The organism is Pontimicrobium aquaticum (assembly GCF_005047595.1).
Classification (GTDB): Bacteria; Bacteroidota; Bacteroidia; order Flavobacteriales; family Flavobacteriaceae; genus Pontimicrobium; species Pontimicrobium aquaticum.
Genome location: NZ_SUPL01000006.1, coordinates 291,139 through 303,652, shown reverse-complemented (window position 1 = coordinate 303,652; position 12,514 = coordinate 291,139). Strand labels below are relative to the sequence as shown.

The 12,514-nt window shown below is 32.5% G+C and carries 11 protein-coding genes; 8 read left to right on the top strand and 3 right to left on the bottom strand.

Going from position 1 to position 12,514, the window contains the following annotated elements; translation table 11 throughout:
- Positions 1-171: 171 nt before the first annotated feature.
- Positions 172-1,347, top strand: coding sequence for a GlmU family protein (locus tag E5167_RS12555; protein ID WP_136844492.1), 1,176 nt, complete (start codon positions 172-174; stop codon positions 1,345-1,347).
- 171 nt (positions 1,348-1,518) lie between these two features.
- On the top strand, positions 1,519-1,944 hold the full coding sequence (locus tag E5167_RS12550) for a hypothetical protein (RefSeq protein ID WP_136844491.1): 426 nt from the start codon (positions 1,519-1,521) through the stop codon (positions 1,942-1,944).
- A 29-nt stretch (positions 1,945-1,973) separates the two neighbouring features.
- Here the strand turns inward: E5167_RS12550 and E5167_RS12545 are convergent, their stop codons facing one another.
- A complete protein-coding gene (locus tag E5167_RS12545; protein ID WP_136844490.1) occupies positions 1,974-3,602 on the bottom strand; it encodes an ABC transporter substrate-binding protein in 1,629 nt (542 codons plus the stop codon).
- Positions 3,603-3,725: 123 nt separating this feature from the next.
- Between E5167_RS12545 and mtaB the strand changes: the two genes are divergently transcribed.
- Positions 3,726-5,060, top strand: coding sequence for a tRNA (N(6)-L-threonylcarbamoyladenosine(37)-C(2))-methylthiotransferase MtaB (gene mtaB / locus E5167_RS12540; protein WP_136844489.1), 1,335 nt, complete (start codon positions 3,726-3,728; stop codon positions 5,058-5,060).
- Between the two features lie 31 nt (positions 5,061-5,091).
- On the opposite strand, the gene E5167_RS12535 is transcribed toward mtaB, so the two are convergent.
- Positions 5,092-5,388 (bottom strand): GNAT family N-acetyltransferase, encoded by a 297-nt coding sequence (locus E5167_RS12535; RefSeq protein WP_211242152.1) that lies wholly within the window; start codon positions 5,386-5,388, stop codon positions 5,092-5,094.
- 106 nt (positions 5,389-5,494) lie between these two features.
- Between E5167_RS12535 and E5167_RS12530 the strand changes: the two genes are divergently transcribed.
- The 3 genes from E5167_RS12530 to cls are packed head-to-tail and all read left to right on the top strand — an operon-like array spanning position 5,495 to position 8,597.
- The gene (locus tag E5167_RS12530; RefSeq protein ID WP_136844488.1) at positions 5,495-6,157 is read left to right on the top strand and encodes an alpha/beta hydrolase; all 663 of its coding nucleotides are present in this window, start codon (positions 5,495-5,497) and stop codon (positions 6,155-6,157) included.
- 58 nt (positions 6,158-6,215) lie between these two features.
- On the top strand, positions 6,216-7,142 hold the full coding sequence (locus tag E5167_RS12525) for a lytic transglycosylase domain-containing protein (RefSeq protein WP_136844506.1): 927 nt from the start codon (positions 6,216-6,218) through the stop codon (positions 7,140-7,142).
- Positions 7,143-7,145: 3 nt separating this feature from the next.
- Complete coding sequence (cls, locus tag E5167_RS12520) at positions 7,146-8,597, top strand: cardiolipin synthase (protein ID WP_317130389.1); 1,452 nt, start codon at positions 7,146-7,148, stop codon at positions 8,595-8,597.
- 5 nt (positions 8,598-8,602) lie between these two features.
- On the opposite strand, the gene E5167_RS12515 is transcribed toward cls, so the two are convergent.
- Positions 8,603-9,181, bottom strand: a complete 579-nt coding sequence (locus E5167_RS12515; protein ID WP_136844486.1) for a tetratricopeptide repeat protein — start codon at positions 9,179-9,181, stop codon at positions 8,603-8,605.
- Between the two features lie 166 nt (positions 9,182-9,347).
- On the opposite strand from E5167_RS12515, the gene rpmH reads away from it, so the two are divergent.
- Positions 9,348-9,506 (top strand): 50S ribosomal protein L34, encoded by a 159-nt coding sequence (gene rpmH, locus E5167_RS12510; protein ID WP_136844485.1) that lies wholly within the window; start codon positions 9,348-9,350, stop codon positions 9,504-9,506.
- Between the two features lie 104 nt (positions 9,507-9,610).
- On the top strand, positions 9,611-12,463 hold the full coding sequence (gene carB / locus E5167_RS12505) for a carbamoyl-phosphate synthase large subunit (RefSeq protein WP_136844484.1): 2,853 nt from the start codon (positions 9,611-9,613) through the stop codon (positions 12,461-12,463).
- Positions 12,464-12,514: the final 51 nt, after the last annotated feature.

The window sequence follows — 12,514 nt, the reverse complement described above, 5'->3', positions numbered from 1 at the left end:
CACATTTGAGCCTTAATTACAAAACACCTAACTTTGTACACAACAAAAAAACCAGTGAAGTTAACTTCACTGGTCCTATCTAATTTTTATTTATAAACTGTCAACCTATTTTAGGACGACTCAGTGTTAATTTTATAATGTAACTTTGGGTTATCTAATACACCTAATACAATGAACTATATTCTTTTTGATGGGCCTTCTCGCAACAAGTTATTGCCTTTTACCTATACACGACCTGTTGCCGATATTAGAATAGGGATCTTAACTGTTCGTGAAAAATGGGAAACCTACTTAGGTTACACAACTTCTACAGTGACAGAAGATTACTTAACAGATAAGTATCCAATGGTTGAAGTAGAACATAACATAATGATTAATGCTTCTTTTTTACCTAATAGAGAAATTATTGAATTAATTAAGTCTTTAAGTGAAAACCAAGCTATTTTTAAAGATGATGATGTTATAGCATTCTATACTAAAGAAGATCAAGAAGCTGTTAATTTTGACGATTACGAAGCTATTGAATTTGAAAGAGAAATATTAAGTATTGAACATACTTGGGATATTTTTTCAAAGAATGGTGATGCTATACAAGATGATTTTGAGTTGTTAACTAACGACCGAAAATCGCAAGCTATCCCTAAAAGCGTCAATGTTATTAATCCTGAAAATATTTTTATTGAAGAAGGAGCAACATTAGAATTTGTAACCTTAAATGCCAGTTCTGGACCAATATATATAGGTGAAAATGCCGAAATCATGGAAGGTAGTATCATTCGAGGGCCTTTTGCTTTATGTGAACACGCCACAGTTAAATTAGGAGCTAAAATTTATGGACCTACAACTGTAGGACCACATAGCAAAGTAGGAGGAGAGGTAAATAACTCTGTACTATTTGGTTATTCAAACAAAGGTCACGATGGATTTTTAGGAAACTCAGTGCTAGGAGAATGGTGTAATTTAGGAGCAGACACAAATAATTCTAACCTAAAAAATAATTATGCTGAGGTAAGACTTTGGGATTATGAAACCGAAGGTTTTGCTAAAACTGGATTGCAATTTTGCGGATTAATGATGGGAGACCATAGCAAATGTGGTATTAATACCATGTTTAATACAGGAACTGTTGTTGGTGTGAGTGCCAATATTTTTGGAAGTGGGTTTCCGCGAAATTTTGTACCTAGTTTTAGTTGGGGAGGCAATAGCGGATTTACTACCTATTTAACAAAAAAGGCATTTGAGGTAGCCAAGGTAGTGATGAGCAGGCGTAATATTGAATTCACAAAGCAGGATGCTGCTATATTGGAACACGTGTTTGAAATAACAAAAGAATATAGACCTTCATAATCTCCAATATATTTAATTAAATAGTTTATATTAGCCTTACTAAGGTTGTAGTTACTACTTGTTTATTTACTAACGCCTTATCGGATTGCCTAAAGAATTTTTTCTGATTCCCAATTAGTTTTTATTCTCTATGCTGTTTAGCAAAAGAATTACTAACTAAACCATTTAATTATGAAAAAATCACTTCCTTTTGTATTAACTTTTGTCATCTTGTTTCAAAGCTGTAGAATTTATAATTCTAAGACATCAACAAAAGAAGATGCAATTCTATCTGAAAAAAAGGTTAAAGTCAAATCTACTACAAATGTAAGTTATAGGTTTGAAAAATTATTTGAAGAGGAAACCCAATTATATGGTATTGCTAAGAGACAATCTAGTAAATCTAAGCAAGTTTATAACGATAATATTGTTAATGAAAACAAATTGGATAAAAATGTGAAAATTCTACTTACTGATGATTTGGTTAACGAAATCCATCTATATAGCAAAGGTAAATCAAATGTTGTTGGAATATTAGGTATAGGGTATATTGGAGTATTACTTATAGTGGGTGCAGGTGCGATTTTATTTGTGGCTGCCTTGGGAGGTGGTTTATAAAACAAATTATTGGATAGTTCGATTAAGAATTATTTTTTTATAACTTTTTTTAACTTCAATAAGTTAATAGGGTTAATGCCCAAACCACTTACTTCTTTTCTAGTAAAACGTACTACTTCATCATAAAACATATTAACCACAGGTGTTTTACTCATCACTAATGAGTCCATTTTTGTGTATAATTGCTCGCGTTTTTTTGTATCTGTTTCAGTAAACGCTTGCTCATACCAAGTATCAAACTGCTCATCACTAAAATGTGTGTAATTAGGACCGTTAGGTGCAAAATTCTTACTGTAATAGAGCGATAAATAGTTTTCAGCATCTGGATAATCGGCAATCCAGCTTGCTCTAAACATATCAAGCTTTCCGTTAGCTTTGGCTTCTTTAAGTGTTGAAGGTGGAATCACATCCACATTAACCAAAAGTCCGTGTTTTTGTAATTCTCGTTGGATATATTCACAAAAACTTAAATAATTGCTAGTGGTGGTAATGGTTATTTCCAGGGTTTGATTTCCTGTCTCTTCTTTAAATTGAGTAATTAACGCCTTGGCTTTTTCAGGTTGGTATGTATAGCCAATAGTATTATTATAACCAGGTAATCCTTTGGGTATAAAACCACCATTAGCAGGAATGCCAATGCCATTACGCAAATAGGTCATCATTTTTTTTCTGTCAAAACCATAATTTACAGCTTTTCTTAATAGGTCTGATTGTACCTCAGGAACATTTGAATCCATAAAAAATGCTAGGTATTCTGTATTCAAATAAGGTCCTCGAATCATGTTTACATCATCTGCATAAAATTCACGTAATTCTCCCTTTGCAGTTAATATTTCGTCCTTATAAGATGCATCCAATCCAGAGACAAAGTCAATATTTCCTTGAGCAAATTGCAAAAATTCACTTTGTTTGTCTGGTAAAAAGGTAATGGCTATCGCTTCTAAATAAGGTAACGAGTTTCCTTGGTCATCTTTTTCAAAATAGTTGTTGTTTTTTCTAAATACCAACTTCAAGTTTTCTTCCCACCGTTTAAATTTAAAAGGTCCTGTACCAATTGGGTTTGATCTAAAATCGCTACCATAATGCTTTACTATTTCTTTTGGTACAACCGAGCAGTATTTCATAGTCAGTAATCCTAAAAATGCAGGAAAAGGCTGATTTAATTGAATGTTGAAAGTACTATCGTTTACTGCTTTAAAACTATCTACTTTCCCTAAAACCCAACTTCCAGGTGATGCTACCTGTTTGTCTTTTAATCTATTGAAGCTGTATTCAAAATCTTTTGCAGTCACTAATCTTGTGGAGTCACTTCCAAATAATACATGTTTATGAAAATACACATCATTTCTTAATGTAAATGTGTATGAAAGCGCATCAGGTGAAATAAGCCATGATTTAGCGATGCTTGGTTGTACGTTTAAACTATCGTCCATTTGTACTAAACCATTAAATAACTGATTTGCTGCCCAAATATCAGATAAATCTTTAGCAAATGCAGGATCTAATGACCCAATATTTTTGTGTTCATTATATCTAAAAACTTTAGCATTGTGTTTGGTTTTATCATTAGAAGAGCAAGAACATAATACAATAAAGGTACTAATAAATAAGGTATATACTTTTAAGTCTTTTATTATAAGAGTAATCTGTTTTATCATTTGGCTTATATATTGTAAATTTGCACGCTCAATAATCCGTTATTCCTTCAAAATCAGGAAACTTTTTGTTGTGCAAAGATAATTTTTTTAAAAGATCCTGAAACAAGTTCAGGATGACAATTTATGGAACGAAAAAAAGTCGCTTTTTATACACTTGGTTGTAAACTTAACTTTTCAGAAACCTCTACAATTGCAAGAAGTTTTAAAAGTGAAGGATTTGATCGTGTTGACTTTTCTGAAGCTGCAGATATTTATGTAATAAATACGTGTTCTGTAACCGAAAATGCAGACAAACGATTTAAAACCATTGTAAAGCAAGCACAAAAAGCAAACCCTGACGCATTTATTGCGGCTATTGGTTGTTATGCACAGCTAAAACCAGAAACCTTAGCAGATGTTAATGGTGTGGACTTGGTGCTTGGAGCCACTGAGAAGTTTAAAATTACCGATTATTTAAACGATTTAACTAAGAATGATTTTGGAGAAGTGCATTCATGCGAAATTGAAGATGCCGATTTCTATGTTGGTAGTTACTCGATAGGCGATCGTACGCGTGCTTTTTTAAAAGTGCAAGATGGCTGTGATTACAAGTGTACTTACTGTACAATTCCGTTAGCAAGAGGGATTTCTAGAAGCGATACTTTAGCAAATGTTTTAAAGAATGCTAAAGAAATTTCTGAGCAAAATATTAAGGAAATTGTACTTACAGGAGTTAATATTGGTGATTATGGTAAAGGGGAGTTTGGAAATAAAAAGCATGAACATACTTTTTACGAGTTAGTTCAGGCTTTAGATGAAGTTGAAGGTATTGAGCGTTTGCGAATATCGTCCATAGAACCTAATCTTCTTAAAAACGAGACTATAGATTTTGTTTCAAACAGCAAGACGTTTGTACCACATTTTCATATTCCCTTACAAAGTGGAAGCAACGAGTTGTTAAAATTAATGCGTCGTCGCTATTTACGTGAGTTATATGTTGATCGTGTCAATAAAATAAAACAAGTAATGCCTCATGCATGTATAGGTGTAGATGTTATAGTTGGGTTTCCAGGAGAAACAGACGAACATTTTTTGGAAACCTATAATTTCCTTACAGAGTTAGATATTTCTTATTTACATGTGTTTACTTATTCTGAAAGGGATAATACGCTAGCGGCATCGATGGATGGCGTTGTTTCTAAAAATGTACGCTCCAAGCGTAGTAAAATGTTACGAGGCTTATCAGTTAAAAAACGTCGTGCGTTTTATGAAAGCCAACTTAACACAACGAGAACAGTATTATTTGAAAGTGAAAATAAAGAAGGTTACATTCACGGGTTTACCGAAAATTATATTAAGGTAAAAACACCTTGGAACCCTGAACTAGTTAATACTTTACATAAGATAGAGCTTACAGAAATTGACGAAGACGGTTTAGTGCGTTTTAGTTTTCTGAATGCGGCTGTTAAGGTGTTATAACTAAAAAAGTGACTCAAAAGTCACTTTTTTATTAAATTCGTACACCAACAGGCAACATGCTTTTATAGCGCCTGTTTCTTCTAATAAATTTAGCAATTGGTGGGCTTGTTGGTACCACACTAATGTTTCTGTCTTGAATATTTTCCATAACCAGCTTTAAAAAATCCTCAACAAATACATCGTCTGTAACACTTTCTGGAACAGTAAGTTTTGTTAAAAAAATCTTTCGGTCTTGTAAAGAATATTCAATAGTTGCTAAATCCCCTTCAACGTCTAGTTGAAATTGTCTTAAAAAGGTGTTGTCAATAAGTTCAGCTGCATCTATCATAATTAGTTTGTTTATTCAATGGAGAAAGAACTATTTTGTATAGTTTTGTCATGCAAAGTTACTAAAAAAATCATTATAAACCTTATAAACAGTGGCTTAATTACATATGAACCAAGAGTTAATACATGTTTACTTCATGCCTGGAATGGCAGCGAACCCTTCAATTTTTGAATTTATCAAACTACCTGAAGATAAATTCATGATACATTTGTTGGAATGGGTGATACCTCAACCTAATGAAACCTTGGTAACTTATGCAAAGCGTATGTCTAGTAAAATAGAGTATGATGATGTGGTGTTACTTGGTGTGTCGTTTGGAGGCGTGTTAGTTCAAGAGATGAGTAAATTTTTAAAATTAAAAAAACTCATTATTGTGTCAAGTGTAAAAACTAAGCATGAACTACCTATAAAAATGAAGTTAGCAAAAGCTACAAAGGCCTATAAATTGTTGCCTACGCAGTTTGTTGGTAATTTCGATTCGTTTGCCAAATACGCCTTTGGTGAAACCATAAAAAAACGTGTTAAATTGTATAAAAAGTACTTGTCGGTTAATGATAAAAGGTACTTAGATTGGGCTATTCATAATATGATGTGTTGGGAACAGGAAGAAGTAATACCAGGTATTATACATATTCATGGAGATAAAGATCCAGTATTTCCAATAAAACATATTACAAATTGCATTACAGTAAAAGGAGGAACGCATGTAATGATTATTAATAAATACAAGTGGTTTAATACACACTTGCCAGAATTGATTCTTAGTTAAAATTTATTGCAGTTTCAGTTTTTTCATTATTTTAGACCAAATAAACTTTTTATAAATGATGAAGACAATAAAAAATATTTTAGCATGTCTTGGATTAATAAGTTTATCTGGATTGTTGGTTTTTGCAGTTCAAGATGCTCCAAGTGATGAAAATTTAGAAAAGAAAATCATAAACGACTATAATGTTTATGCCCTGAATGTTCCTGAAAATTTAGATTTTGCAGGAGAAGCACTCCCATTAGAAGATCCTGATATTTTAGAACGAATGGACAGAGAACTTCTTGTTAATACGTATTGGCAGTCTAACGCTTTATTAATGTTTAAGCGTGCTAATAAAGCTTTTCCAATTATAGAGCCTATTCTTGAAAAGCATGGCATACCAAACGATTTTAAGTATTTAGCAGTAATAGAAAGCGGATTAACAAACGCTGTATCTCCTGCAGGAGCAAGAGGTGTTTGGCAAATAATGAAAGCTACAGGGCGAGAAAACGGATTGGAAATCAATGCTAATGTCGATGAACGTTATAATCTTGAAAAAGCTACCGAAGTTGCTTGTAAATACCTACTGGAAGCCAAAGAACGTTTTGGAACCTGGACACTTGCAGCGGCATCTTATAATGCTGGAAAAGCAGGAATAGCAAGGCGTTTAAAAGAACAAAATGTAACCGATTATTACGATTTGTTGCTAGGTGAGGAGACTGGACGCTATATGTTTAGAATTGTAGCTTTAAAAGAAATTTTAAATCATCCAGATAAATACGGATTTAACTTTAGGCACAAAGATTTATACAAACCTATCCCAACATATAAAGTAGCTGTTGATACTGCTGTAACTGATTTTGTTGAGTTTTCAGAAAAACTAGGCATAAACTACAAAATATTAAAGCTGCACAATCCTTGGTTAAGACAACCACATCTTAATAATAAATCACGCAAAGAATATTTTATAGAAATTCCAGAAAAAGGTTATTACTCAAAGCCTTAAATAGTGACATTTATTAAGGATAATTTTTGGAGCATACTTATATTTTTAAATTATGCTATTGCAATTTCGGCAGCCCTTGTAATTATTCAAAAAAATAGGAATCCAAATAAAACATATTCCTATATTCTCATGTTGGCGATATTCCCTTTTTTAGGGTTGTTAGTCTATTACTTTTTTGGTCAAGAATATCGCAAAACAAAAATATTTAATCGGAAAAATATTCGTAACCGAACGGTTATTAAAGAAGTAGAACAAGAATTAGAGTTACAACCCAATGTGCTTCAAAAAATAGATGAGTTATTAGATGAGAAAAATAAACTCATTAAGCTACTGCACAATAACGAGAAGACTAAGCTAACCATACATAATCAAGTAAATATTCTGTTTAATGGAGAAGAAAAGTTTAAATATTTAATTGAAGATATACAACAAGCAACGCATCATATTCACTTAGAGTATTACATTTTGAAAGATGATACTATTGGAGGTAAAGTCATTTCTGCATTATGTAAAAAAGCTAAAGAAGGTATAAAAGTAAGAGTCTCTTTTGATGATGTTGGAAGCAAAATTTCGAAGAAGGCACGACAACAAATGTCAGAAAGTGGTGTTGAGTTTTACCCTTTTATGCCTGTACTTTTTAATCAATTTACTGGTAAGATGAATTACCGAAACCATAGAAAAATTGTAGTCATTGACGGAGAAATAGGCTATGTAGGCGGAATGAATATATCTGATAACTATATGAACTATGAAACAGATAAAATATTTTGGCGTGACACACATTTAAGAATAAAAGGTGAAGCTGTTAAATCATTGCAAATATTGTTTTTAACTACTTGGCAATTCGTGTCAAATAACAATTTAAAAATTACTAATAGTTTATTTTCAAGCACAAAACTTAATAACAAATTAGGCATACAAATAGCTTCTAGTGGACCAGATTCAGATTGGGCTAATATTATGGAAGCTATATTTACAGCTATAACTAATGCCGAAGACTATGTATATATAACAACACCTTACTTTATCCCAAATGATGAAATTATTACAGCAATTCAAGTTGCAGCAAGGTGCGATATAGATGTGCGTATTATTATACCAAAAAGCTCTGACTCTTGGACTGCGCAATACGCTACCAATTCATATATTGAAAAGTTATTGGAGGCAAACGTTAAAGTATATAGATATAGCAAAGGCTTTGTACATGCAAAAACAATGGTGATTGATGATGTTTTTTCCTCAGTAGGAACAGCTAATATGGACTACAGAAGCTTCAATATTAATTTTGAAGTCAATGCACTAGTCTATGACGAAGGTGTCTCTAATAAACTTAAAAAACAGTTTATGTTAGACATAGAGGACTGCGAAGAGGTTGATTATAACTCTTGGAAAAAAAGACCAAGATTAAATAAGATAAAAGAATCGTTTTGCAGGCTTTGGGCACCTTTACTCTAATAGTTTTATCTTCTACTTTTACGATGTTGTCTTGACGACGTAGGACTTCCATAATGCTGATTAGGTATAGAAGCTTTCTTAAATTGTTGCTTCATCATTTTTATTTGGTCAGCTAACATATTACGCTTATCAAGCTTTTGTGCCTCACTTAATAGCTTTTGTGCTTCTTGTTTACGACGTTTGCTAAAAGCAATGCCTGCTAAATTTAATTTAGCCATAGCCATATCATGATCCATAGATAATCCTAAAGCAACAGCATTTTTAAAATATTTTTCTGCCTCATTCATATTGGTTTGAGATACCATAATACCATTTAAGTAGTTATAATAACCTTGTTGCTTTTTGGTTAAAGCAGATTTAGGATTTTTAATTTTATCTAGCCATTTTTTGGCGCCATCAAAGTCTTGTTTTCTTAATTTTAAAAATGCCAACAGGATAAATTCATTTTTAAAATATAAAAATAAAAAGATAGACGATAATAAAACATACATAATACCATTACCAATAAAGCCTTCAACAAATTGATAAATAGCGTATCCAAAGATTAAAACTGCAAGAATTAACTTAATATTTTTATTGTACATTTCGTGTGTTTAAATTTAAGATTGCAAAGGTAGTAAAAACAATTAAAAATATTTTTAAATTTAGGTTTGTCAAATAAAAAAGGCTTTGTATATTTGCGCCGCACTTTTGGAGACATAAAAGTGTGAACAAAAAGATATTTAAGAAGATTATTAAAGATATATTAAAATGAAAAGAACGTTTCAACCATCAAAAAGAAAGAGAAGAAACAAGCATGGTTTTAGAGAAAGAATGGCTTCTGCTAATGGTAGAAAAGTCCTTGCACGTAGAAGAGCTAAGGGAAGAAAGAAATTATCTGTATCTTCAGAATTAAGACATAAAAAATAATGATTAACAATTGTTAATATATTAAAGGTGTTACTGGTTGTAACGCCTTTTTTTATATCCTGTCGTTAATTATTTTTGAAAAATTTTTAAATAAATTATAAACAATGCCGAAAAGAAAAGATTTAAACTCCATTTTAATTATAGGTTCTGGTCCAATTATTATTGGACAAGCATGCGAATTCGATTATTCTGGTTCTCAAGCACTTCGTTCACTTCGTGAAGATGGAATAGAAACTGTTTTAATTAACTCGAATCCTGCAACAATTATGACTGACCCATCTATGGCAGATCACGTGTATTTGCTGCCTTTAAACACCAAGTCCATTGTAAAAATACTTAAAGAGCATCCACAAATTGATGCTGTATTGCCAACAATGGGTGGACAAACAGCTTTGAATTTATGTATTGAAGCAGATGAAAAAGGCATTTGGGAAGATTTTGGAGTAGAAATCATTGGTGTTGATATTGATGCAATAAATATTACTGAAGATAGAGAGCAGTTTAGAGAATTGATGCTAAAAATTGGAGTGCCAATGGCACCTCAAGCTACTGCAACATCATACCTAAAAGGTAAAGAAATTGCTCAGGAATTTGGTTTTCCTTTAGTAATTAGAGCATCATTTACCTTAGGTGGAGCTGGAGCTTCATTTGTTTATAAAGAAGAAGATTTTGATGAATTGCTAACACGTGGATTAGAAGTGTCTCCAATTCATGAAGTTATGATAGATAAAGCCTTAATAGGCTGGAAAGAGTACGAACTGGAATTGTTACGTGATGCCAATGATAATGTCGTAATTATCTGTTCTATTGAAAATATGGATCCAATGGGAATTCATACTGGAGATTCTATTACAGTCGCACCAGCAATGACGCTAAGTGATAGAACTTACCAAAAAATGCGTGATATGGCCATTCATATGATGCGTAGTATTGGTGACTTTGCAGGAGGATGTAATGTGCAGTTTGCGGTGAGTCCAGACGAGAACGAAGATATCATTGCTATTGAGATTAACCCTCGTGTATCGCGCTCATCCGCATTAGCAAGTAAAGCAACAGGGTATCCTATTGCTAAAATTGCGGCAAAATTAGCTATTGGTTATCATTTAGATGAACTAGAAAATCAAATCACAAAATCTACCTCTGCGTTATTTGAACCAACGTTAGATTATGTTATTGTAAAAATTCCTCGCTGGAACTTCGATAAGTTTGAAGGTTCAGATAGAACTCTAGGATTACAAATGAAATCGGTAGGAGAAGTCATGGGAATTGGACGCTCGTTTCAAGAAGCTCTTCATAAAGCAACACAATCACTTGAAATAAAAAGAAACGGACTAGGCGCAGATGGTAAAGGCTATAAAGATTATGACCAAATTATTAGCAAATTAAAGTATGCAAGTTGGGATCGAGTGTTTGTAATTTACGATGCCATACAAATGGGAATTCCTTTAAGTAGAATTCATGAAATCACAAAAATTGACATGTGGTTTTTAAAGCAATATGAAGAGCTATACCTTCTTGAGAAAGAAATATCGACCTTCACAATAAATACTATTGAGCGCGAACTATTGCTTGAAGCAAAGCAAAAAGGGTATGGCGACAGACAAATAGCGCATATGCTTGGTTGCCTAGAAAGTCAGGTGTATAATAAGCGTGATGAAATGAATGTCAATCGTGTATATAAGCTTGTAGATACTTGTGCGGCCGAATTTGAAGCCAAAACGCCGTATTATTATTCAACGTTTGAAAATGAAGTTGAAACTGCTGATGGAAAACGATATTCAGATAACGAAAGTATTGTAACCGATAAAAAGAAAATTATAGTTCTTGGTTCTGGACCTAACAGAATTGGTCAAGGAATCGAGTTTGATTATTGTTGTGTACATGGTGTATTGGCTGCTGCTGAATGTGGTTATGAAACCATCATGATTAACTGTAATCCTGAAACTGTTTCAACCGATTTTGATACTGCCGATAAATTATATTTCGAACCAGTATTCTGGGAACACATTTACGATATTATACGCCACGAAAATCCAGAAGGTGTCATTGTACAGTTAGGAGGGCAAACCGCTTTAAAACTTGCTGAAAAGCTAGATAGATACGGTATCAAAGTACTAGGAACTAGCTACCAAGCATTAGATTTAGCCGAAGATAGAGGAAGTTTTTCAACACTATTAAAAGAGTTAAACATTCCTTATCCAGAATTTGATACAGCCGAAACAGCTGATGAAGCTTTAGCTGTTGCTGATAAATTAGATTTTCCAATTTTAGTTCGTCCTTCTTACGTTTTGGGAGGTCAAGGAATGAAAATTGTAATTAATAAGGAAGAATTAGAGGAACATGTAGTAGATTTATTGCGAAAAATTCCAAACAATAAACTATTATTAGATCATTATTTAGATGGTGCTATTGAAGCTGAAGCGGATGCTATTTGCGATGGTGAAAACGTTTACATTATTGGTATAATGGAGCATATAGAACCTTGTGGAATACATTCAGGTGATAGTAATGCAACCTTACCACCATTTAATTTAGGGGATTTAGTAATGCAGCAAATTAAAGATCATACCAAGAAAATTGCATTGGCATTAAATACAGTTGGATTAATAAATATTCAATTTGCTATAAAAGATGATATGGTATATATCATAGAAGCAAATCCAAGAGCTTCTCGTACAGTGCCATTTATTGCAAAAGCTTATGGTGAGCCTTATGTAAATTATGCAACTAAAGTGATGCTTGGAAAAAACAAAGTAACAGACTTTAACTTTAACCCACAATTAGAGGGTTATGCTATTAAACAACCTGTGTTTTCATTTAATAAATTTCCTAACGTGAATAAGCAATTAGGACCAGAGATGAAGAGTACTGGAGAGAGTATTTTATTTATTGATAGTTTAAAAGACGACGAGTTTTACGATTTATATTCTAGACGTAAAATGTATTTAAGTAAGTAATTACTTCGTTTTAACGAATTTTTATATGTTAATAAACTGAATTTATTATTT